The sequence below is a fragment of the Methylocaldum sp. GT1BB genome, from assembly GCF_051027545.1.
In the GTDB taxonomy this organism is placed as follows: Bacteria; Pseudomonadota; Gammaproteobacteria; order Methylococcales; family Methylococcaceae; genus Methylocaldum.
Map to the genome: position 1 here is coordinate 2,664,544 of NZ_CP194902.1, position 24,609 is coordinate 2,689,152.

Consider the following 24,609-nt stretch of genomic DNA (forward strand, 5'->3'; position numbering starts at 1 on the left):
GCATTCATTGAGTGGCGCAGCGTGGTCGGGTGCAAAGCAACGTAAGCTTACGGCTGTCGAGCAGATCGATCTTCATGTCGCCGTTGAGATCACGCAGATCGTTGGCATCGCTCGCCGGTGTATTTTTCGCGGCAAGAATCGCATTGAGGTCGTTGTTATCGATATCCCCATCCAGATCGATGTCCCCTAATTTCGGAACGACGATTGTGACCGATGACGGATCGCTATCGCTGGCACCGTCGTTGACCACCAAACTAAAGACGTAGTTGCCTTCCAGCGTGGATACGAAGTTAGGGGTAGCTGTCGTCTCGCCGGTCAGCAGTACATTTGGTCCTGACGCCTGAGTCCAGAAGTAGGTGAGTGGAGACGGTGCGTTGTCTGGGTCGTTACTTACGGTACCGTCGAGTATTACAGTGCTACCCAAGCGTATTGATCGGTTAGCTCCAGCTACTGCCACTGGCACTCCATTCGAATTCTCTGCGTCAACTAATTTTCCTACCTTAAAGTTAGTGATTTCTATTTGAGCATTTGGGTCACCAATACCATGCAGTAATAGAGTGATTCTATGTTTGCCTGCTGTGCCTATAGGCACAGCTCCGGAATTCACCCATTGATCCGGTACTACGCTGCTTCCTCCAATCATCCAAATTGGCATTCCATCAACAGAGAGTGAAAGATAATCACCATCCCCTATGTTCTTAAACTTGTAGTCAAATTGGATCGAAGAAAACCCCTGTGGAATTTCAGCATCGAAACTAATCGATGGGGATGAGTGTTCGTGGCAAACAAGTAATAGCGCACTATTAGTGTAACCTTGACTATAAACTGCAGCGTCACAGTTTCCTAATGGCGCCAAACTGTCTCCATCATATGTCAATGCCTGCTCCACGAATTTTAAATTATTCACCCTTTGTGTGGGTTCTCTTGTATTAAGTATCGAATAATTCCATCCCTTTTCGCACGGACTTAGGCTGGCATCCATCCAAAGCGGTCCATTTATAAATGTTGTGCCGTTACAATAAGGTAAATCGCCAATAGAATTCGGCGCGATTGTCCATCGGTACCATTGATGAACACCACTATGATCGTTATCAACAATTCCGCCGACGGCCTCATCTGTGAAAAACTTATCTCCCACATCATTAGGGTTGTTTAGACTGTAATTGTCATTGAAACCAATTGCTTCATCACCAACCCCAGCCGAAATAACCGGACCTGGGTTAGAGTAATAGTTGTCGAGCTTTTCGAATTTACTCATAGGCAATACCGAAGCGAAAAAACCCTTATTAAATCCCCATACTGCGTCAATTGTTGAACCGTCCCACGGGAGACCAATCCCGATATAATCACACATTCTAGATACGTGATCTGGTCTATCCAAAGCAGTAAATTGAGCTTCTGTTACTAACTTTGCATCCGTTAGGAAATATCTAGCGGCATAAGTATTGACAATTGTTCCTAAGGAATGGCCGATGAAGTGCACGGGCTGACTGTAACCCGGCCCCAGTGCTTCTAGAAGCCTGCTTGCCAACACTTTTCCTGCATTAAACGTTTGAAGTCTTGCTTCTTGGTAGTCATCGATAGAGACGCAAGCCAACGATTTATCCTTAAATGCTCCGGTCCAAATGTATTGGATTATATTTACCCGATTACCAAGTTGGTCATAGATTAGCTTAGCGGCACCATTAGGTTTAAACCCGGTCCACAATTTCAAAGGAGCATCAGCTAAATCATCAACTGGCTGTAGTCCGTGTGTGAGCACTACGGTTGGTAAATTAGGATCAACCTGTCCGGCAAGCCATGATGGCGCAGGCGGTTTTACACGATTAGAACTGTCCAAGGGATCTCGGCCATATTGAATTTCCAATTGATCGGATACCCCATCTCCATCAGTATCTGAATTAGTCGGGTTGGTTCCGTGACTAAACTCCTGCCCATTCACTAATCCATCGTGATCAAAATCGTCATCGGCTCCTTGGACCAAATCTCCGAACCATTTCAACTCCCAACAATCACTCATCCCATCATGGTCTGAATCGATTGAGCGGCCATCCACCGAGGCATCGATTTGTGCCGTGGGCTGGCCGTCCACGACTGTAACGGTTTTCTCCAATAGCATCTCGCCTTGGGAATTCTTGACTTTCAACTGATAATCTCCCGCGGCTAAATCCGGGATGAAATAGGCACCCGCACTATTCACGGTATCGGAGGCCACGAGCTGACCATTCTGCCAAACCTCCACCGTGAGATTTTCCACATTGCACCCACTACGGCTGATTACGCCACCGATAGCCGGCACGAAATGGGTGTTTACACCTTCAATTAACGGGTCGAGTTGAACGCCCCGATAATCTTCATGCTTCAGGTTCGCCGTGAAATCGACGAAATAACCGTTTCGGGTCACAGTGAGTGTCCAATAGCCTTCCGCTGAACTCCCGGACGGAACGTTGTCGAACGTGATAGTGGCCTGCCCGCTTTGGTAACTGGAACTATCCGGTGTTGGCGAGGAGCCATCAATCGTGAAACCCACCGGAATATTGTTCTCGTTTTCAACGATTCGAGGTTGGGCCGAAGCCAGCGCCAAATGATTCGCCGGTCCAAAGCCCTGGTTGGTGGCCTTGACCTTAATTTTGACCGGTTTGTCGGCCATGACGACATACGGCAGGTAATAATCGAGGACGAGCTTCGGCATGGGTTTGACGTTCACCGTCTCGGTCTTGGTCGAGTAGTGATACGACTTTCCGCCATAGCTGTAGTCAATGCTGGCCGATATCGTGTAATTCCGGCCTTCGGCTGCCGTGCCGCCCGCTTCGCTGTTGGGCACGAGTTGCCAGTTCACACCTCCCTGACCTTGCAGACTGCCTCCATTCAATGCTGTCAAGCCGGTCTGTTCGGTGACGATCATGAAGAACAGTTCGCTTGCATCCTCGCCTCCGCTGTCCTTGATATCGAGCGACAGCGAAACGTTCTGCAATGCCGCGACCGTCGGCATCAGATCAAGCTTAACGTTGAATGCTTGCCGCTCCAGAGTGGCTTTCTGGTCGATTTGAATTTTGACCTCGCCGTGTTCGTTCAGGGGGGCGGGTACGTTACCGCCCAGCCAACTGCTACAGCCGTAGCAGGGCTCGGAAACGATCACCTCCTTCGGGCGGATCACGGTCATCGAGATCGGCATCAGGTAAGTGTTATCCGTCTGCCGGTCTTCCCACAGGCCCTGGAAACCGATGTAGTGGGGACTGGCGGTATCCAGGTTTCCGGTAGTGCAGCGTTGCTCCAGAGTTTCCTCCAGGCCGTCGATATCGAAACTGGTCTGGGCACCCTTGGTGGTCAACGGATCGATGCTGTTGAAATGTCCCACCCAAAACGCTTCGTTTTCCGAAAAGATGCTTTGGGCATCCGGCCCACCGCTCAAGTGAGCCAAACCTTTGATATCCGGCTTGAGGCCAAACGGAACATTTCGATTACTCTTCACCACCAATCGGTACGAATTACCTTGGTACTCCAGGTCGCACAGGTCGCCATCGGTCTCATCCTTGACGTACCGGATCGTAGGCAAAGCGAGATCCGCGGGCTTGGTATAAAGAACCGGAATGGGCGTGGAGGTTGTGCTCTGTTCTGCTTTTCCGTCCAGGGTAAACGTATATTCGCCCGAAACCATGATATTGCCTAACAACCGGCTGTTCAGCTTGGCGTGCTCTCCATCCGGAATCGTCGCCCGGAATGGGATCTGAATGGTTTCGCCCGGTTTAAGCTCGTCCACCGTGAGTGTCTTGGCGCCGTTGCTGAAGACAAGTTCGACTTCGTTATCAACCAAATCAAGCGCTGCGGCGTTGACGAGGAGATTCCGCACGGGGGCGTGATTGCTAGTGTTGGTGATGATGATCGATCCCTCGTAGGTATCCTCCGGGAAGAAGGACAAGTTAACTCGTTGCGGATCAGCGTAGAGTGTCGGCTTAACGAGATCTGTCGCGTAGGTGATGTTTAGCGAAACGTTGTACTGGTCCTGGATCGTCGTTGGGGTGACCGAGAAAGCGACGTTGACCAGATTGATCACCAGGATCGCCTTGACGCGTTGTGGTTCCGTGCCGGGCTCGATCCTGATTTCACCGTTCAGCGTGTCGTGGCCGGGAGTACTGATCACATAACGATAGTCGCCGGTTGGAGCATTCTTGAACAAGGCCAGCCCATCGCTATCGCTGACAATCTTGATGACGTCGTTGGACTCTTGCCGGCCATTTGGCGTTTGATTGACATAGAAGTTCTTGCTGACCAGATTGACTTCGGCTCCGGGCACGATGGCACCCGTATCATCGAACACCTTGAATTCGACGTTACCGGTCGAGGCAGTTGTCACCTGTGCCGTGAGATACACGGGCTGCACCTTGCCGTCGTAAGCCATATCGAGCTGAATGACATAGGTGCCCAACTGCGTAGCGGCTTCTGGGCTGAGCTGGATCTGGACATCCTTGGCCTGGGCTGGATCTAGGTCTCCTAAATCGGAATTCACGAGCCGAATCCAGGGGTAGGCGATCGGATCGTGGACGCTCAACATCAGCTGGTTGACGGATGCAGTCCCCTGGTTGGTGATGGTGATGTTCTTAACCACTGTCTCACCCGGATGCACTCCCGCAATCAGCGGATCTGGCGTCGCCACGGGTTGGCCGACAGCCTCTTTGAGGTTCGCCGTGATCAACACCGATTCTTTCGAACCCTCGGCAGAAGCCGCCACGAACGTAAAGATACCGGGTGCGCTGGGCGGAGAGCCGGGGGGCGCAGTGATCTGGACGGGTATCTTGAGCGTCTGTCCCGGATTTAGAGCCGTGGCGAGTGTCTCGCCGCCGAGACTTGCGTGGATCTCGTCATCCGGGTTGTCGTCCGCGAGGGTGTACTGAAGTCCGGTGAGCGGAACGTCGCCGATATTGCTCAGAGTAATTTCGACAGTCCGGCTTCCGTTCATCGGCACGTTCAATACCGTATTTTGCGGTTGGGCCAAAAGTCCCAGAATTCGGAAATCCGCCGTGCCGTATTTTTCGAGGCCGTTGTAGAATACTGTCGCCGAAACCGTGTAGGTGCCGGCCTCATTGGCGAGAGGCTGGAATCGGTATTCGAATTCTCCTGCGGCGTTGGTATAGGCTTGGAACTGCCGCTGGAAGCCCTTTGTTTGAACGGTGAGGGTCACGGGAACATTCACGATGGGCATATCACCGGCGGTCAAAACCGAGCCTTTGATCGGAACATCCTGACCGCGATCGTATTGCTCGCTTTCGATAGCAACACTGAGTTTGAAGCCCTCGATATGAGCGCTGGCGGTCACGTCGACGTTATTGTCCTCGTTACCCGCCCGGTCCACGGCACGAACCGCGAAGCGATAGGTACCTTCCCGAAGGATGCTGGCGTTGAAGCTCCGGGACGGGTAATACACGGTTGCGTAGGGTATCGTGTAATCGACGGTGCCCGTGGCATTGTCCCAATAGAGCCGATAGGCATAGACATCCGGTGAAGGCGAGTGAGTCCAGCTCAGTTGTACGCCAGTGGTCGAGGTTTGGGCTAAAAGAGCCGAGGGCGGATTAGGTGGAACCGTATCCACCGTGAAATGCCGTGATGCCGGAGATGCGTCTTCATTGCCTGCTACATCGCGTGCCTTGACGGATACGGTATGCGAACCCTCGGCGAGTGCCGTGAAGGTCTGACTGGTGGACGTACCAAAGTCGGACCAAGGGCCACTGTCCAGGCGATAGGCGAAGTTCAGGGCACCGGGCAGATTGTCGCTGCCGGACCAGTTGAATGTCGCCTCTTTGGTCTTGATATAAGACGCTTCGATAGGCCCGCTGGTGATCGTCGTATCGGGCGGAACGGTATCGACGACCTTGAGCGTCAATGTCGCCTGAATGTCGTAGCGGGTCTGCGTGGCCGAATTCCACAAAGTGATCGGATAGGTTCCGGAAGGGACAAATGCGCCCGTCGAATCTCGCCCGTCCCAGGTCGCGCTATAAACACCATCGCCGGTTTCCTGGAGCGGAAGGGTCCGCACCGATCCGATGCGCGCTTCGAGCGGCAGGTTTTCGGCGACTTGGGCGGTGATGGTCAGCGTATTGGTGCCATCCGCCTCAAACAAAGCGGGTGATAACGTCAACGATTTCGCCGACGCGACGACCATCGTGCCGGTGCTCGGGAATGCGTTTCCTGATGCGTCGCTGATTCGAATGGTATAAATTCCGTTCTCGGCGAGAAGATCGCCGAACTTGCCATTCCAGACCGCTTCGTAGGTTCCCTCGCTGCCGACCTCTTTTAGGGGAAGCAGCGGACTTTGATCGCCGGTCGGTGACGTGACTCGAGCATTCAGGCCGGATTGCCCAGGATCGGCAAGAACAGTCAAGACGACGGCGTTGCTACCAGTTGGAACGAAGGGATCCGGCGAGGCAGCGATCGAGAATACCGCGACCTTGACGCTCAGCGTGGATTCCGGGTAATACCTGAGGGACGAGACCTTGCTGAAAACTTGCAGACGGTAAGTGTTCGCACCGGCGTAATTGCCGAAGCTATCCTTGCCATCCCATTCCGCAGTATAAATCCCTGACGCTTCGGTCATGTCGAGGACCCGAGTCAGGGCTTTTGTAGCGTTGTTGACGATGTGCAGTTCCAGGCTCATTCCGGTTGCCGCATTTACGGAAACCGTGGCGAACTGATTGCCGCCCGGCGTGAACGGATTGGGGGTGATGGATTTGAATGTGCCGACCCCGCTGATCGTGATCTGGCCGGAGGTGGCTTGCTGGTTGCCGGCCTCGTCATAGACATAGATGGTATAGGTGGCATCCCGCATCAGATACGGTCCACCGTTGTTGACGGAGCCAAACACGGCGTCCCACTGGGCCTTGTACACCCCGGGCTCGGTTTCGGCGAGGGTCAGCCTCGTACGGTTCTGGCTGTCGTACCACCAGTACGGCGGGGTTCCAAAGCGGAACCCGACGCTCAATCCGGTCTGCCCCGGCGTCGCCTGTACCGTGATCTCCGCCGCATTCGTGCCGGTCGGCGAGAAGGGATTGGGAGCGGCGGTGACGGCGCTGATGCCGGCGCTGACGGTGACGGTGGCGGTCGGGTAGTAGCGCGCGGCGCTACCGGTGTGCCACACCTCGACCCGGTATTGCCCGAGCGCCGCCGCCGTTCCGAACCCGTCGAGGCCGTCCCACGTCCCGGTATAGGTGGTGCCGACGCCGGTCATCGGCAGGGTCCTGATCACCTGATCGTACTGGTTGGTGATCGGGTTTCGGCCGAGGATGCGCGCCTCGAGGTTCAGCCCGGCCACGCCTTGGGCGGTGATGACGATGGTCTCGTGATTGGTGGGGCTGAGCTGCGAGGGCGCGACGGTGACCTGGTTGACCCCGCTGATCGTGATCTGGCCGGAGGTGGCTTGCTGGTTGCCGGCCTCGTCGAAGACATAGATGGTATAGGTGGCATCCCGCATCAGATACGGTCCACCGTTGTTGACGGAGCCAAACACGGCGTCCCACTGGGCCTTGTACACCCCGGGCTCGGTTTCGGCGAGGGCCAGCCTCGTACGGTTCTGGCTGTCGTACCACCAGTACGGCGGGGTTCCAAAGCGGAACCCGACGCTCAATCCGGTCTGCCCCGGCGTCGCCTGTACCGTGATCTCCGCCGCATTCGTGCCGGTCGGCGAGAAGGGATTGGGAGCGGCGGTGACGGCGCTGATGCCGGCGCTGACGGTGACGGTGGCGGTCGGGTAGTAGCGCGCGGCGCTACCGGTGTGCCACACCTCGACCCGGTATTGCCCGAGCGCCGCCGCCGTTCCGAACCCGTCGAGGCCGTCCCACGTCCCGGTATAGGTGGTGCCGACGCCGGTCATCGGCAGGGTCCTGATCACCTGATCGTACTGGTTGGTGATCGGGTTTCGGCCGAGGATGCGCGCCTCGAGGTTCAGCCCGGCCACGCCTTGGGCGGTGATGACGATGGTCTCGTGATTGGTGGGGCTGAGCTGCGAGGGCGCGACGGTGACCTGGTTGACCCCGCTGATCGTGATCTGGCCGGTGGTGGCTTGCTGGTTGCCGGCGCTGTCGAAGACATAGATGGTATAGGTGGCATCCCGCATCAGATACGGTCCACCGTTGTTGACGGAGCCAAACACGGCGTCCCACTGGGCCTTGTACACCCCGGGCTCGGTTTCGGCGAGGGTCAGCCTCGTACGGTTCTGGCTGTCGTACCACCAGTACGGCGGGGTTCCAAAGCGGAACCCGACGCTCAATCCGGTCTGCCCCGGCGTCGCCTGTACCGTGATCTCCGCCGCATTCGTGCCGGTCGGCGAGAAGGGATTGGGAGCGGCGGTGACGGCGCTGATGCCGGCGCTGACGGTGACGGTGGCGGTCGGGTAGTAGCGCGCGGCGCTACCGGTGTGCCACACCTCGACCCGGTATTGCCCGAGCGCCGCCGCCGTTCCGAACCCGTCGAGGCCGTCCCACGTCCCGGTATAGGTGGTGCCGACGCCGGTCATCGGCAGGGTCCTGATCACCTGATCGTACTGGTTGGTGATCGGGTTTCGGCCGAGGATGCGCGCCTCGAGGTTCAGCCCGGCCACGCCTTGGGCGGTGATGACGATGGTCTCGTGATTGGTGGGGCTGAGCTGCGAGGGCGCGACGGTGACCTGGTTGACCCCGCTGATCGTGATCTGGCCGGAGGTGGCTTGCTGGTTGCCGGCCTCGTCGAAGACATAGATGGTATAGGTGGCATCCCGCATCAGATACGGTCCACCGTTGTTGACGGAGCCAAACACGGCGTCCCACTGGGCCTTGTACACCCCGGGCTCGGTTTCGGCGAGGGTCAGCCTCGTACGGTTCTGGCTGTCGTACCACCAGTACGGCGGGGTTCCAAAGCGGAACCCGACGCTCAATCCGGTCTGCCCCGGCGTCGCCTGTACCGTGATCTCCGCCGCATTCGTGCCGGTTGGGCTAAAGACTTGTGGAATAGAAGGGTGTAGCCCTTCGACGGTTACCTCTCCCGACGGTCCGAGGTATGTCGAGGTCGCCGGATTGAATACACGAATGGGATAATTGCCGGCGGTGAGCAGCACGCCCTGGTCGTTCTTGCCATTCCATTGTGCCGAGTACGTGCCGGGCTGAACCTCGGCAAGGATCAAACCGCTTCGCACGACTTGGGAGCTGTCGGGAGACAGCACGCGGATTTCCAGGCCGGAGACGCCTGGTGTGGCGCCGACGTCAATAACGGTGATTTGGCCTATTAAGGGGTTAAAAGGATCTGGTGAGGTACTAACGACCGAAACTTCCGTTGCGCCCCAGGCGTTCCAGGAAAACAACGATAAAATCAGAAGGGCAACATGCAGATTTTGTCCTAGTCGGCGTGAAATCGGACCGTTCATATCCCCCCAACTCCTTAGTAAATTCCGGGAAATTATTCTTGATATTTGGCATCCCGCTTTTTTATTCGGCCCTCGCTGCCGGTGAGTTTGGCCAATGATCGAAGTGGCTTCGGTGTCTCCAACCTCTATCGGATAAGTAATACCGTAAATTTCCTACAAAACCGCCCACCACTAACGGGTAGGCTAAAACCCATGCTGCTCGTATTGAATAGAATTGAAATAGCCGCATAGGCAACCAAACAATCTCCGCTTGCGTTTCGTGCAGATGGATCTGGATTTGTCCAAACTGTTTCGGTTTGCACAGATGTCAAACCAATCTTTAATTAAAGTTTATTGTAAGCAAACATTGCGCCACATTAGTTTATTCAATAAACATCAATAACTTATAGGGATAACGTTTTCGATAGCGCTCATACTGTTAAATTTTCCTTACAGTCGGGTGTAATTTTCCGGACATCAGCACGGTAAACGAAGCGAATGGATCGTGAGAAGGAGGACGTCCTAGAACGGCGCTGATGAGAAGGATTTGAGTTATGGTCGAAAGCTGGCGGGCCAGTAAAGCGCCCTAAGGTGGTGATGATTTGTAAAGTGGACGCTTTGTATTTTCGGGAATTGGTCGCCGATGACCGTCATGGGATGCGGTTCGGTGGGCCCCCAACTGCGTGGCAAGGAACTGGCGACCATAGCCGGGATGCAGCTTGGCAAGCTCGATAGCGCACCCATTGGATTTCTGGTGCAGCAGCAAGCCGACGATGCATATTCGCCCCCCCGCTTCTCCGCAGCCAGTCCCCTTATGTCGCGGAGTTGTTTACCGTAGCAACGCAGTTCCTCCGCAATCTATTTCGGAAATGATGCAGATGACCGTGCCCTCGGCACGGCCGGTTTCAAGACAGTGGCTCTCATAACGGTCTACTGAAGTGGAATCAACACTTCAGAAGATCGCCGAAATTATGTCGAGCGCGTCGTTACATCAACCGTGAAAAGCCCCGGTTTTGCAAGGCGTTCGTAGCATGCCATCCACTACAGTCCACATAATCGAGCATTCTGCATAATCGGCCATTATGCCAAGCTTGGCATAACCGGAAGAACTATCTGTTCGCGGGCTCCGACGCCGGCGGCCAGCGAGCGGCGGCGATCTACACCCTGATCGGCACGGCCAAACTCAACGGCCTCGATCCGGAGGCGTACCTCCGGACCGTGCTGGCCCGTATCGCCGAGCATCCGGTCAATCGGATCGACGAGCTCCTACCCTGGAACCTCGCCGATCAGGTGACGGAACTGACTCAGCCCATCGCGGCTTGACGCCGTCAACACGGTAAGGCTCGGACGCTTACAGGCTAATTGGACCGCGGACTCCCGAAATTCGGGGGTATAGGTCTTCGCTTTTCTGGGTTCTGTCATGAGGACTCACTATAAGGGGGCTCCAAAGGAGCCTAGGTTGTGTGTCCGGAATAGTCTAGCCACACCACTCTCATCCGGGGTGAAGGTCTATGACTAGCCTCGCGCTGGGTTTCAGTTGCGAGTGCTGAATCCCCCAAAACCCCACGACTAGCAATGCCAGCATCGAGAGTGCCGGAATAGTAGCTGCAGTCGCGATCGTAACACTCCCGGGTTGAATGTTGGCACTCAGGGCATCGCCACCCCGTCCGAGATGGTGTTGATCGCAATGCCGAGGGCGCTTGTGCCGCTAGCCAAGGCCGTGAAATCGAGCATCGCCAGGACGAAGCTGTCAGCCTGCAAGTCCTCCAAATGAGGCGCCAAGCAAAAGATGCAACACGTCGCACTGGGTTCGAGCAACCGTATGTCGAAGCGGTTGTGGTGCCCACCCTCCAAGCTTGGGCGTCGGCTTCTGTCTCCGCAAAACCGACGCTTCAAGTCCATATGCTCAGGGAGAGAAGCTTGGGAGCAATTCAGCCACCTTACTTTCTTTTCTTACTCCTTGCCTTTCTCGAGGTTGTCGGTGGCTCGGTCTTTAACGGTTCTTGGACAACCACCGGTGTTGGGGCTGAGCCGGACGCTTGCGGGAGGCTGTTTAACGACAAATTGACAAGATGATCGGCTGCTTCTTCGGCGGTTGCGCCACCAAGACCAAATATTCCGCCCCGTTTCCACTCGCCTGATCCACCCCAAGCAATATCCCCTGTACGGGTATCTATAATCATAATTTCGAGAGAGGCTCCCATGCCTTTCGACAAGAAAATATCCAGCTTCTCCGCCTTGAGGCGGGAAAACACCAGATAATCGGTTCCCAGCGATTGTCCGAGAAGATTTGTCTGCCGCCTATCGATAATGCCCGTGTTTTCATAGGTGGAGACCAATTGCTCCAGAGCAGGCAGTGCATTGCGCTGGTTGAGTAAGTTCGCTACGTGGGCAATCTCCAGCACACCGGAAGAAACCAGCTTGCCGCGTAGGGATGGCCCTAGGCGTTTGTTGATTTCATTTCGCAGAGCCAGAACAGAATCCGGAGCCAACGAGGTTTGAGCTTTCACTGGCAATACGGCAACCCGTTTTCCGGCAAAGCTATTTGTAGAATTGCTTTCCACTATGCTTTGTTTTCCGGAAACCGTCATGCATCCGGATAAGACCAAAAGCGTAGTGATTAGCAACAATGTTTCTGAAAGACGCACAATGTTAATTGGTAGATTCATTATTTTCCCCTCCCGGACGCCTTTGCGCGTGTCATGCGGCTTGCCGTTGTTTTGCTAGCTCAACACCCGGGAAACGAAGAATCTCGACTTGCGACTTCAAGCGATTCCCCCGTGGCCGCGGCACAGGGTTTGAGCGGTCCACGTTGCGAGCGATCCCGGCAGTTATAGATCAGAGTGCACACCACGCTCTGACAATGCCTTCATGTCGAAAGCCGTCCAAGAGCGAGGCGTCACGCAACCGTTTACGCAGCAACGTGACCCATGGCTTTTCGGATGCCGAATCCCAAGAAACCGATTGCCATCAACAGGAGGGGCGAGGGTGCCGGCACGGTAGCCACGGCGCCGACTGTGACACGCCCTGTTTGAACGTTCGTAGTTAGCGGATCACCATATCCATCCGACAGGGCGTTGATCGAAATGCCGAGAGCGCTGGTGCCGATACCCAAGGTCGTGAAATCGAGCGTTGCCAAGACGAAGCTGTCGGCCTGCAAGTCATCGAGGTAGGGCGCCAAACAAAAGATGCAGCCCGTCGCACTGGGCTCGAGCAGACTCACCTCGAATAGGTTGACCGTTCCCGCGCCGGTGCTAAAGCTGACAAACGCTTCGCCTGCCAATTCATCACCCAGCGCTCCCCCGAAAGTTAGACCGGTGAACGCCAACAAGCCGGCATTGAAACTAAGATCGAGATCGAATGCCCCGAGTGACGGCGCCGTGTGATTGCCGAGCCCCGCGATTACCAGATCGACCTGTACGGGGGTGCCGGGATCGACCGTTTGGGTCACGGGGTTGATGCTCAGAGTGATCGCCTGAGAGGTGGCTGGAATCAGCGCCAGGCACACCAAGGCTTTGCGGAGCAGCATTTGGAATGTTTTCATTAGGCTTACCCTTAGTTTGAAGTGAGCATTCATTGAGTGGCGCAGCGAGGCCGGGTGCACAGCAGCGTGAGCTTTCGGGCATCGAGGGCGTCGATTTTCAGATCGCCGTTCAAATCCCGCAGGTCATTGGGATCGTTCACCGGCGTGTTCCGGGCGGTCATGAGGCTGTTGAGATCGGCGTTGTCCACATCGCCGTCCTGATCGAGATCGCCGAGTTTCGGCACCGTGATAAAAACCGAATCGGGTGGACTTTCCATCGCGCCATCGCTGACAAACAGAGCGACGGAATAGATCCCCTCCTGCCCAGGCGTGAAGGTGAGGTTTGATGTGTGGTCACCCGTCAGCGAAAGCGTGGCGCCGGTCATCTGAGCCCAGCGATAACTCAAAGGTTCTGGACCGTTATCGGGATCAACGCTGGCACTGCCATTGAGGGTCACCAGGCTGTTGAGCCGCACTACCCGATCCGGGCCGCCATTTGCGGATGGCGGCACATTGGGCGGTGGAGGTGGTGGAAGCGGCTCGGTAACGGTTTGCGCCAATCGATTGCCGGCGGCGTCGTAGGCATATTCGATGACCGTGCCGTTGCCGTAATCGGTGCGGACGAGACGGTTGAGGTCGTCGTAGGTATGGCTGACCTGGTCCGCCAAGCATAGGGCTGGGAACAGAAGCGCCACGCAGCCGCTGGTAGTCCGCCGTGGGCGTGCTTTGACGAACTTCTCGCTATCGCAGTATTCCATCTGATGGCTCCTGGTGTTGAGCTTTGATTTCTTGGTGTTTGCGCAGATGCACAGGAAATGAGGCAGAAAATCATTGTAGGCAGTTACTGGCTTCGCCAGCTTGTAGACAGATATCGCGAGACCTATTGAAGACGGCTTTATCTAGAGTCCTCATGGTATTTTTCTCGACAGCCCCGCCCATAAGGTCATTTGCCTGACCACCAACCCCAACCGACAGACCGAAGTTCAATAGATGATTTACGATCTCGCGTTCAGTTGAGAACTCCTCGGCAACTTCACCACTCTTAACAAGTGCTTGGTTTTGGCCATGCGTCTTGTACATATCAATGGCTGTATAGCCTGCTTTGAATAACCCTGCCCCGTAGCTCTTTTCGTCAGCCTTTTCCATCAACCCAAGCAGCGAAGTCGCTTTTTGGCCCAGCCATTTAGCGGCTTTCCATACAGTATGAGATCCCGTTTCATTGGCTGAGTCGGCATCCACTCTTTGCACTGCACCGACAGGTCTTTCAGGCAAAAGATTGTTATGATCTCCATCCGACGACTCGAAACTTGCTTCCGATAATCCTCCTTCCTTTGTACTTAACCCACTCACATCCACCAACCTCACCGGATTATTCAAGGCATACACATACCGGTTGAGGGTTTGGCCATTACTCAAGGAGCCCCTCAATAGGTCCTGCCCGAAAAACCGCCCGAGTTCCGGGCTGTAATAACGGGCACGCGCGTAGTTGAGCCCAAAGCCTTCGTCCATCACCCCGAATTGGCCGACGAAACGGAACGGATTGTCGGTGGATTGCTGGAGATTCATCACCTGGCCGAACGGGTCGTAGGTGTAGGTGTCGGTGATCTGTCCATTGAGATCGGTCAGCGCCACGGTGCTGCCGATGGGGTCGTAGTGGTAATAACGGGCCTCCCCATTGGGAGCGACGCGTGCAATCAGACCCAGGCCGTAGACGTAATAGGCTTGGGGCTTTCCGGTTGAATCCGATTCCACCAGAACGTCGCTCAGGGGATTTGAGAGATCAAGCGTGTAGCGGATCGGCACGTGGTTCCGTTCCGCTGCGAGCCGATGCCCGAGACCATCATACCGATAGGTTGCCGCCGCCACGTCATTCACCCTGATCAATCGGTTTTCGATGTCGAATTCAAACGTGGCGCTGGGTTTCGCTAGCAGGTTGCCGTTCTCGTCATGCCTGACGGCTTTCCCGTTGAGGTCAGTCAAGCGGTTGGCGTCGTCATAGCTGTAGCTGTCGATCTGCGGACCGAATACCGGCGCCAAGGGTTCGGTCCGGTCGACGGCTATGCGGTTGCCAACCGGATCCAGCGTCAGGTTGTATCCCGCCAACATGGACTGATCGGGCTTGTAGTTGATGAGTTGCGTGAGTCGGTCGGCGGCATCGTAGGCATAGGTCGCCTCGGTGCTGTTGGGATTGACCGCCGCCGTCAGCCGGCCAGCCGCGTCGTACGTATAGGCGGTTACACCGCCCAGCCAATCGGTGACGGACTGCATCCGGTTCAGTGCGTCATAGACGTAGGTCACCCGCTTGCGGTCCGGATAAACCACCGCCACCCGGTTGCCGGCGGCGTCGTACTCGTACGCCACCGTTTGGGCATAAGGGTCGGTCTGCTGGACCAAGCGGTTGAGCTCGTCGTAGGTGAAGGCCGTTCCGCCGAGGGGATCGGTCATGCCGACGAGGTTGCCGACGGCATCATAAGTGAACGCCACCGTGGAGGTATCGGGATAGGAAATCGTTTCCAGGCGTCCTGCGGCATCGAAGCCGTACTGGGTGACCTTCCCGTTCGCATCGGTACGCTGGATGGGGTGCCCCACGGCATCGTAGGCGTAGGTCTCGCGATGGCCCAGGGGATCGGCTTCGGCCACTCGCCGGTCGAGGGGATCGTAGGTGTAGGTGGTGGTATGGCCGTTCGGATCGGTCATCGCAATGCGGTTGCCCACGGCATCGTAGGCGTAACTTGCCGTGCCGCCCAGAGCATCAAGGGACTGGGTCAGGCGTCCGAGCGCATCGTAGGTGTAACGGGTTTTGCGGTTATTCGGATCGATGACCTGCGTCAACCGGTCGCTAGCGTCATAGGTCAGGTAGGTCGTCTGGCCGAGCGCATCGGTCGCGCTGATCCGGCGATTGAGGCTGTCGTAGGCCCAGCTGGTCGTATGACCCAGCGGGTCGGTTTTCGTGATCCGATTGCCCTGTGCGTCATAGGCAAACGCCGTGTTTTTTCCTAGTGCATCGGTCACGCCGGTCAGGCGATTAGCGGCATCGTAGCTGAACCGGGTGGTGTGGCCGCGTGGATCGGTGACCGACACCCGGTGGTCGGCCGCGTCGTACCCGTAGGTGGTGGCGTGCCCGAGCGGATCCGTTACCGCTGTTAGAAAGTCATTGGCGTTATAGGTCAGGACGGTCTCGCGTCCCAGCGGATCAGTGATTCCGGTGCGATTGCCGTTGGCGTCGTAGCGGAACCGAGTCGTGTGGCCGAGGGGGTCGGTCGTTTCCGCTAGCCGATCGGCGGCGTCGTAGACGAACGCGGTAATGCTGCCGTTGGCATCGGTCCGGCTGATCCGCCGACCGGCGCCGTCGTAGGCGTAGGTGGTGGTTTGACCGACCGGATCGGTGACCTTGATCACATTGCCTTGGGCGTCGAAGGTCTGGGTCGTCACCCGGCCGAGGGCGTCGGTCAACGCGATGGGCTGGCCCGTGGTGTCGTAGGCGATTTGGTGGGTATGGCCCAAGGGATCGGTCACTTGGGTGAGATTCCCATGGCCGTCGTAGACGAAGGTCGTGGTGCCGCCTTGGGCGTCTGCCCGCTGCGTCGGGTTGTTAAGGTCGTCGTAGGTGATGGTCGTGACTTGGCCCTTGGCATCGGTCTTGCTGGTCACGTTGCCGCGCGTGTCGTAGGCATATTTCGTGACATTGCCATTCCGGTCGGTCACCTGAATCCGGTTGTTCTGGGCGTCATAGGCGTACTGGATCGCATGGCCCAACCCGTCGGTTTCCTTCACGAGGCGGCGGAACCCGTCATGGGTGTGAATCGTGGTGCGCCCGAGAGGATCGGTGATGGTGGTATCACCGGGTGATGGGCTGTTGTAGGCGAAGGTCGTCACGAAGCCGCGCCCGTTCTTTTGCGTGACCACGCGGCCTTGGCCGTCGTAGCTGTTCTCGATCAGCATGTGACCGCGTCGGTCGGTAATCGTCGTGACATGGTGATCGGCGTCGTAGGCGTACGTCTGGACCGCCCCCAGGGGATCAGTGTCCGAAATCAGATGCCCCTCGGCATCATAGGCGTAGCGGACCGTCCGTCCGATTGGATCGGTGAGTTGCACCAAATGGTTGTCGGCATCGTAGCTCAGGCTGACGGTCCGACCCACCGTGTCGGTGATCGCGGTCAGATTGCCGGCGCCATCGTACGCGAAGCTCAGGGTGTTGCCGTTTGAATCGGCAAGCGCAATCAACCGGCCTTCGGCATCGAAGGTTTGCCGGGTCTGGTCCTTGGCCGTCAGGGTGATACTGTTGTCGGCGCTCTTCACCAGGCGGCTGTAAAGCCCCGGATATCGGGAAGAATAGCTGCCATCGCCATTCGGATTGTAGAACTCTTCGTGCCCATCGCCCTGTTTGATCACCGCTGAGCCATCGTCCTGTTGAGTCAGCCGTGCGTTGTAGCTGTGCGTCCAACCGCGCCCCAGGGGACCCGAGTAGCTGTCCTGGTCGTTATAGGTGCGGGTGAAGGCGAAGGGGAGGCTGCGGTCGGGGAGTTTCAGGTCGGTGTGCTGGTAGTAGTAATTGCCGGTGGCGGTGTTGACGGGTTCGGCGGCGAAGCCGGATGGAGAAATTGACTTTGAGCTGCCGAAGGTGATTGACGCTGGCGGCGTAATAAAACTGGCCCCTCTCGTATCAAAAGCGACATGAGTGTGCTGAGCGTTTGCCCCAAACATGGGCCATGCAGAAGAAGCAGGGCTAGTGCTCTGGGTATTTATAGCATAAAGATAAGACTGGTTTGCTCCTTCGTTTCCTGTGATATAGACGGTACCATCGGTTCCGATAGTAGGGGAGTTAATTGCTTGAAATGAGCCCTCGCCGGTACTCCATAAAACGGCTCCCGATGAATTCAGTGCAGCAATGCCACTGCTCGCTGTTTGAACATAGATAGTCCCATCGTTTCCAATGGCCGGACTTCCAAAAAAGGAATATGGGGGGTGTGATACTTTATTAAACTTGTCAGTGCCATCAGGATATATGGCATAGAAATAATACCCATTCGAATCATAGCGCACTGAATAGATAGTACCATCCGTATCCACAACCGGTTGACTTGTTGGTATTCCATTTAAGTACCGTTGCCATACTTTAGTTCCATCTGAACGAATGGCAACCAGTGTTCCGTCTCCGGAAATATAAAGATCACCGTTAATGCCTACGATAGGAGGATAAGGGTGGCTTGCAGTAAATGGAGAGGATGCATTAATGATAGAGCCATCGCTGACATTTAGGTCGACAAGAGACGATACTGAATCCCAGTTAAGTGAGAAGATGGCGCCGGTCACGGATATGGCGGGAACGAGCTCTCCGCCTTGAGCAGCCCATTTATACTGGCCTGACGATGAGAATGCTCGGATGGTGTTTGCTGATTGAACGTATATCGTCGTATCAGGACCAATTGCAACTTGACCGCAGCCAGATCGGAATCCGCCGTTCGGATTTGCAGCGATGGTACGGGTCCACAGAACCTGACCAGTCGTATCCAATGCATAAATTAAGGGATCACCGCCAGCCCCGTAGGTAAGGGTAAAATAAACGGTTCCATTTGGACTCACAGAAGGGATCCCAACTCTATCAAGAGCGCCAGAACTCGCGTTGAAGCTCCATTTCAAGCTTCCATTCGGATTCAGTGCTAACAACTGATTTCCTGAAGGAAGATAGATCGTCCCGTCCTTAGCTAGGGTAGGTACCGAGCAGCTAGACTGAGTTACAGGATATTTCCACTTGATACTGCCCGGCTCTCCGGAGACACCGATTTCAGCTTGAATAATTCCCAAAACGAAAACGCCCAAAAGTGCTGCAACACGGCTTATACCCATTGGTGTTCCTTTCTTATTCGGTGGGCAAATAAATCAATTTCGAAGACCTTGGAAAACAGTTCTTGCTAGCCCGATTGCTTAGGAATGTTGCCCTTGCGGTAATCAATGTTGTCGAGGAGCACATTTGTCACAACAATTGGATGTTACAATCAGCGGCATGCTTGCGGCGGTGTTTTCATCTTGTTTCAGCAAGGGATGCAAGCTTGGATATTCCGGTGTTGTGTCACCACAAACCTTAGCCCGTTTTGTGGATGGTGATTCGTACAGATAGTGATACTACCCGCTTATGCCTTGTGCAAAGCGTTGCTCTAGCCATCCGCTTTCCCTCTGTGATAGTCCTCAGAAGTTTCGTTTCAACAAGCACTTACGAGGACATAGCAAAAGGGTTGCCAACTTTCGTGAGATCGAGCGCGAATGAAAATGGTGCCTAATCTATCAATGATTTAGGATCTATCTCGCACGCGCTTCAGATGGCGTAAGGGGTTGTATGGCGGGAGTGTTACGAAACTGTAAAAACCATTGACATTTTGAGGTCATGGCACTCTTAAGGCGTGAGCTGGACGGTCACGCGTAAGCGCAGCCGCGGCATAGTGTTAAGCAGCGTGGAGGAGTCGTCTAGGATCTAGGAGCGGTCATCGTCAAACTGTAAAGTAAGCTTTACAGGTTCTGACGAACCAATGGGTCCGATCAAATCTGAGTGGAAAAGATTCGGTACCGGCGAATCGATGGGGAAAAAGGGAAGTAAAAAAGCCGGGGTTTTAGGCCCGGCTTTTTCCTGCGCGTCTCGGACGCATAGCTTTTCATAATTTAGTTACCGGGTCATCTCTTTCGGATGCCGGTGCTCCACTCGGTTGTAATGCTTCCAGCACAGCCAAACCGATCCCGCGATCGTGCCGAAGAAAACCACGGCCAAAAACAATTCTACGCTTGTCATCATAACCCCCTTTGGATGAGTCAACTCGTTAGTATCACTTTCGGCCTGAATGTTCTGTTGGTTTCATCAGACCTGCTTATGCATTCCATTCAACTATTTTGTAAATCTCTATATGGGGGCGGCTGATCGAATTATTGATTCAAATAGGGAAACAAAGTGATTGCGAGGATTCAACAGGTGCTCAGCGAAGAGGGCAGATGTAGCGCAGCATTGAAAAGGATGTGACTACAATGACTACTATAGCTAGTTTTAGTATAATGGTTGATGTAAGTTAACCGTGGGATGCGGCCTTTATGAAGACGATTACCGCTAAAGAAGCTAAAACTCGGTTTGGTGCCCTACTGGAGCAGGTCGCCAAAGAACCTATTCAAATCACCCGTAGTGGACGCCCCTATGCCTATGTTTTGTCTGTGGATCAGTACAAAAGCCTGATTGAAAGACGTATGACTAAACCGTTATCCGAGGAAAAAATTCACGAAATCCTTACGAATTATTGTGAGGGCGTCATCAGCCGACATCAGGCGATGCGTGATCTGGGGGTCTCCTGGTACGGTGAGGTACTTGACCTGATGGCGATCCACGGTCTTCAACTCAAACCTGTGGACCCGGACGTGTTGGAGAAGATGGTTATGGACATTACTCACGCAATGGGTGGCATTGATGAGTAAAACAAGGATCATCATTGCGATACCTGATGCTGGCCCGCTGATTTCATTGGCGAAAGCGGATGCGCTGGATTTGCTGTTGGTTTTCAAAGATCGTGTCAAGATCGTGATCACTGATGTCGTTCATCATGAGGTCACCCACAATCCGGTGGATTATCCGGATGCGACCAAGATAAGAGATTTTCTATCTCGCCATTCGGATCAAGTTTTGGTCGAAAAGACAACTTATGGTGACCTTGTTCTATTTCGAATGCAGAACGACCCGGGCTGGGACTTTCCACCTGATGCGGGTGAACTATCCATTCAAAGTTATGTGGTGAATTTGGTCGATCGGCCGCCGGGACCGCCGGTGTTGGTGATTACCGAAGACCAATGGTTTGAGAAGCATTCAGGAACAACGCCGGGCAATATCCATCTGGTATCTACCAGTGCCTATCTCAAAGCGCTTTACAAAATGTTCAATATCCAAAGCGCCGGGGTTGTTCTTAAAAAGCTATTTAGTACTACAGCCGCATTTATTTAGGTCTAACAAGCATGGTAATCGACTGAGGAGACTGCCATGCAAGACTCGATACGACAGTGGGACGCGGAGCTGACCGCACTGCATGCGCGGATTGGCTCGCGTTTTCGGCGGGCGGAACCGCGGCAACGCGCGTTGGGGTATCTGCGTGGGCTGTTAAGTCCGGTCGCGCGCAAGAACGGCTGGCAGCTGGCGGAGCACTTGGGGGAGCGGACCCCGGATGGCGTCCAGCGGCTGTTGAATGGCGCTGAGTGGGATGCCGATCGGGTACGGGATGACCTGAGGGCTTACGTGGTGGAGCGGTTGGCCGATCCAGAGGCGGTGTTAGTGGTGGACGAGACGGGTTTTTTGAAGAAAGGCACGCACTCGGTCGGAGTCAAGCGCCAATACAGTGGCACGGCCGGCCGCATCGAGAACAGCCAGGTCGGCGTTTTTCTCGCTTATGCCAGTGTGCACGGGGCGGCTTTTCTCGATCGGGCACTGTACCTGCCCAAGGAGTGGGCCGCCGCCCCCCATCGCCGCGCCGAGGCGCACGTGCCTGAAGGGGTGACGTTTCGCACCAAGCCTGGGTTAGCGTTGGAGATGATCGAACGCGCGTTGGACGCCGGTGTGCCGTGCCGCTGGGTGACCGGTGATGAGGTGTATGGGGGCGATCGGCGGCTGCGGTTTTGGCTGGAGCAACGGCGCCAGCCGTTTGTGCTGGGGGTGGCCTGTAACGTGCCGTTGTGGCGTGATGGTCCGGTGTATCGGCCGGCGCAGGAACTCGCCGCCGAACTACCCGCTTCGGCGTGGCAGCGGCACTCGGCCGGAGACGGTGCCAAGGGGCCACGGGAGTACGACTGGGCGTGGCAGCCTTTGTGGCGGTGGCAACCGACCGCTGAGGAGCGGGCCTGGGGCCATTGGCTGGTGGTGCGCCGGAGTCTTGAGGATCCGAGCAAGCTGGCGTATTACGTAGCGTTTGCCCCGCGGGAGGGCACGACACTGGAGACCCTGATTCAGGTCGCCGGGCGACGGTGGACCATTGAAGTGGGCTTCGAGAGGGCCAAGCAGGACTGTGGGTTGGACGAGTATGAGGGACGGACGTGGGACGCCTGGCATCGGCATATCACCTTGGCGCTGCTGGCCCAGGCGTTCTTGGTGGCTATGAGCACCCAAGCGAAAAAAGGGGCACTGAGGCCGGCTTGATCCCATTTACTGCCCCGGAAGTCCGCCGCTTGCTGGTCCAGGTGCTCTGGACCCGGCGTCCCGAGGCGGCGCATGTGCTGGCCTGGTCACTCTGGCGGCGCCGTCATCAGTGGCGCGCCAGGCAGTGCCATTATCGACGCCGCTGTCGTGGTCGTCCACCATAACTGCGACTGTAGTATTAGAGCCTATCCCAATAGGCGATAATAAGCGTCTTTAACCGGTAACCGAGGAGAAGACCCATGGGACTCATTACCGAAGACGATGGCTGGCGGATTCCCGACGCCTTATGGGAAAAGATGTCACCCCTGCTTCCGGTGCACGTGCCCAAGCCGCATCCCCTGGGATGTCATCGTCGCCGGGTCGACGACCGTGTGGCGATGAATGCGATTGTGTTCGTCCTGCGTACCGGGTGTCAATGGAATGCCCTGAATGCGACGGGGATCTGCTCCAGCAGTAGTGCCCACCGCCGGTTCCTGGAATGGGTTGAGGCGGGTATTTTCGAGCGTTTCTGGCAGGAGGGGTTGCTCGAATACGAGCGGCTCAAGGGCATCGACTGGAGTTGGCTATCCCTGGATGGCGCCACGACCAAGGCGCCCCTGGCCGGCACAAAAAAACGGGGCCAAATCCGACGGACAGGGGCAAACAGGGGGTCAAGCGCAGCCTGTTGACCGAGGCGGATGGAATCCCACTGGCCGTAGTGGTCGGGGTGCCAACCGCCACGACATGAAACTGGTCCGTTCGACGCTGGCGGCGGTTCAAGCCCAGCGGCCCGAACCGACCCCGGAACAGCCCCAAGGATTATGTTTGGATAAAGGGTATGACTATGACGAGGTGCGGGATATTGTCCACGCGTTCGGGTTCACGGCCCACCTTCGAACCCGTGGCGAGGAGGCCCAAGCGATCAAGCGGGACGCGGGATTCGCAGCGCGGCGCTGGGTCGTAGAGCGCACGCACAGTTGGATGAACCGCTTTCGGCGCATTCTCATCCGCTGGGAAAAGCGGGCGGATACCTATCTCGCTCTGTTGCATCTGACACTGGGCATCATCACCTGGCGAGCCACCGGCCTATTGGGATAGGCTCTTAATATGGGACGGGCAAATTATGAGATTGATAGGCCCGCCACGAAAATAAAGCCCGATACGGACTGGACGTTAGAAATCGATGAAGAGAGTGGGTCCTCTCTCCGATCGTAAGGAATTTGAGCAACCGAAGACAGGTTTTGGGCTTAACCCGAGACGATAGCATAAAGCGAAATTCCGTTTTTCATAAAGCAGTTCAACAAACTCCCGGATGAAGCTCTTGTCAGATCGGTTTGTTTTCTTTCCCTGCCAATGCCGAAAATCAACCGCTCGCAACGTCCGGATCTGAAGAATGTGAGTTCAATTGAGTGGAACTCGGTCATTCAGGAATGGAAGCGGATAGACCGTCGCCAAGGAATGGCAGGGTCCGGCCGAAGGCCGGGTCAGGGAGGGCGTTCGAGGGCAATCAAGAAGAGGGTGAATGACGAATGGACGTCCCGTTTTCGGATTCGATCGGTACGCGCCGATTGGCTCAGTGATGCGAAAACAAGTAAACTAACCTTAATTAGTTTACTCACGAGTTCCGCCATGCATACCGTTAATATTCACGAAGCCAAGACTCATTTGTCCCGCCTGGTGGATGAGGCCGCCCGTGGTGAAGCTTTCATTATTGCCAAAGCCGGTAAGCCGTTGGTCAAGGTTGTGCCCCTCGATGCCACCGAAATCGGCACCCATCGTCGTTTGGGGTTTATGAAAGGCGAAATCAGCGTTCCAGATGACTTCGATCAGATGGGGGCTGAAACCGTCGAGCGGCTTTTCCAAGACGATGAGCCATGAATCTCTTGCTGGATACTCATCTTATCCTGTGGGCCGCGGGCGATCCGGATCGGTTTTCGGATGAAGCCCGGCAACTCCTGCTGGATACGGCCCATGAGCTGTACTACAGTGCCGCCAGTCTTTGGGAGATCACCATTAAACGAACCCTGGGCCGTTCCGATTTTCAGGTCGATCCACGTCGCCTATGGCGCATGCTTCCCGTCAGCGGCTATCGAGAGCTGCCCATCACCGGCGAACATGCCATCGCTATCGAAACCCTCCCGTTGCTGCATAAAGATCCTTTCGATCGTCTTTTGCTGGCACAGGCGCGTGTCGAGAGTTTGACCCTGTTGACTGCAGATCAACAGCTGGCGGGCTATGGAGCGCCGGTGCGGCTCATTTGAGACGTATGACGAAACCGTTATCCGAGGAAAAAGTTTAACTGCCGGAAGTTGGCCTTGAATGCCGATCCATCGCTAATTTCCGCGGCAGTCAAGAACTGGCTGGGCCCGGCGCCGGAAGAGCGCTGGTGGCTATTCACCATGACCAATGCCGCCACTGGCCATGCCATTCACGGACGCGGCAAGGGCTGGCGCAAAGCTGTCCGGTTCGCGCTGACGGAAAACCCGGTGACTGATGTGCCCCATGAGCCTTTGCCGGTTATGGACTTTGATTTGACGATGCAGGAGGCCAAGGGGACGGCGCCGAAACAACGAAACAAACTCAAATAACACC

Annotated in this window: 12 protein-coding genes and 4 pseudogenes; 8 read left to right on the forward strand and 8 right to left on the reverse strand. The window is 55.7% G+C overall.

Annotation, left to right across the window (positions count from 1 at the left end; translation table 11 throughout):
• Positions 1 to 4 precede the first annotated feature (4 nt).
• Positions 5 to 9,385 carry a PKD domain-containing protein gene (locus ACR2TX_RS13350; RefSeq protein ID WP_434129799.1) on the reverse strand — a complete coding sequence of 3,127 codons (9,381 nt, stop codon included), beginning with the start codon at positions 9,383 to 9,385 and terminating at the stop codon, positions 5 to 7.
• A gap of 1,080 nt (positions 9,386 to 10,465) precedes the next feature.
• On the opposite strand from ACR2TX_RS13350, the pseudogene ACR2TX_RS13355 reads away from it, so the two are divergent.
• Positions 10,466 to 10,687, forward strand: a pseudogene (locus ACR2TX_RS13355) (transposase domain-containing protein); the annotation flags it as partial.
• Between the two features lie 324 nt (positions 10,688 to 11,011).
• On the opposite strand, the gene ACR2TX_RS13360 reads toward ACR2TX_RS13355, so the two are convergent.
• From ACR2TX_RS13360 to ACR2TX_RS13390, 7 genes and pseudogenes are all read right to left on the reverse strand, one after another.
• A complete protein-coding gene (locus tag ACR2TX_RS13360; protein WP_434129801.1) occupies positions 11,012 to 11,146 on the reverse strand; it encodes a hypothetical protein in 135 nt (44 codons plus the stop codon).
• A gap of 158 nt (positions 11,147 to 11,304) precedes the next feature.
• Positions 11,305 to 12,033 carry a hypothetical protein gene (locus ACR2TX_RS13365; RefSeq protein ID WP_156881958.1) on the reverse strand — a complete coding sequence of 243 codons (729 nt, stop codon included), beginning with the start codon at positions 12,031 to 12,033 and terminating at the stop codon, positions 11,305 to 11,307.
• A gap of 242 nt (positions 12,034 to 12,275) precedes the next feature.
• A complete protein-coding gene (locus ACR2TX_RS13370; protein ID WP_156881959.1) occupies positions 12,276 to 12,908 on the reverse strand; it encodes a cohesin domain-containing protein in 633 nt (210 codons plus the stop codon).
• Positions 12,909 to 12,937: 29 nt separating this feature from the next.
• The gene (locus ACR2TX_RS13375; RefSeq protein ID WP_156881960.1) at positions 12,938 to 13,645 is read right to left on the reverse strand and encodes a PKD domain-containing protein; all 708 of its coding nucleotides are present in this window, start codon (positions 13,643 to 13,645) and stop codon (positions 12,938 to 12,940) included.
• Positions 13,646 to 13,715: 70 nt separating this feature from the next.
• Positions 13,716 to 17,591: a DUF6531 domain-containing protein gene (locus tag ACR2TX_RS13380; RefSeq protein ID WP_434132467.1), complete on the reverse strand. Its 3,876-nt coding sequence runs from the start codon at positions 17,589 to 17,591 to the stop codon at positions 13,716 to 13,718.
• A 33-nt stretch (positions 17,592 to 17,624) separates the two neighbouring features.
• A pseudogene (locus tag ACR2TX_RS13385) lies at positions 17,625 to 18,734 on the reverse strand (PQQ-binding-like beta-propeller repeat protein); the annotation flags it as partial.
• Positions 18,735 to 19,545: 811 nt separating this feature from the next.
• Positions 19,546 to 19,671 carry a hypothetical protein gene (locus ACR2TX_RS13390; protein WP_434129804.1) on the reverse strand — a complete coding sequence of 42 codons (126 nt, stop codon included), beginning with the start codon at positions 19,669 to 19,671 and terminating at the stop codon, positions 19,546 to 19,548.
• A gap of 290 nt (positions 19,672 to 19,961) precedes the next feature.
• Here ACR2TX_RS13390 and ACR2TX_RS13395 point away from each other — a divergent pair, with 290 nt between their 5' ends.
• The 7 genes and pseudogenes from ACR2TX_RS13395 to ACR2TX_RS13425 form a co-directional block, all read left to right on the forward strand.
• On the forward strand, positions 19,962 to 20,336 hold the full coding sequence (locus ACR2TX_RS13395; protein WP_156881962.1) for a type II toxin-antitoxin system Phd/YefM family antitoxin: 375 nt from the start codon (positions 19,962 to 19,964) through the stop codon (positions 20,334 to 20,336).
• The gene (locus ACR2TX_RS13400; protein WP_156881963.1) at positions 20,329 to 20,856 is read left to right on the forward strand and encodes a hypothetical protein; all 528 of its coding nucleotides are present in this window, start codon (positions 20,329 to 20,331) and stop codon (positions 20,854 to 20,856) included. The genes ACR2TX_RS13395 and ACR2TX_RS13400 overlap by 8 nt, the downstream gene beginning before the upstream one ends.
• Positions 20,857 to 20,892: 36 nt before the next feature.
• A complete protein-coding gene (locus tag ACR2TX_RS13405; RefSeq protein ID WP_434110624.1) occupies positions 20,893 to 22,038 on the forward strand; it encodes an IS701 family transposase in 1,146 nt (381 codons plus the stop codon).
• 239 nt (positions 22,039 to 22,277) lie between these two features.
• A pseudogene (locus ACR2TX_RS13410) lies at positions 22,278 to 23,115 on the forward strand (IS5 family transposase).
• Positions 23,116 to 23,646: 531 nt separating this feature from the next.
• Entirely contained in the window at positions 23,647 to 23,895 is a 249-nt protein-coding gene (locus tag ACR2TX_RS13415) for a type II toxin-antitoxin system prevent-host-death family antitoxin (RefSeq protein WP_086135680.1), read from the forward strand.
• A complete protein-coding gene (locus ACR2TX_RS13420; protein WP_086135679.1) occupies positions 23,892 to 24,278 on the forward strand; it encodes a type II toxin-antitoxin system VapC family toxin in 387 nt (128 codons plus the stop codon). Before ACR2TX_RS13415 ends, ACR2TX_RS13420 begins: the two co-directional genes overlap by 4 nt.
• 57 nt (positions 24,279 to 24,335) lie before the next feature.
• Positions 24,336 to 24,605 (forward strand): annotated as a pseudogene (locus ACR2TX_RS13425) (DUF3780 domain-containing protein); the annotation flags it as partial.
• Positions 24,606 to 24,609 lie beyond the last annotated feature (4 nt).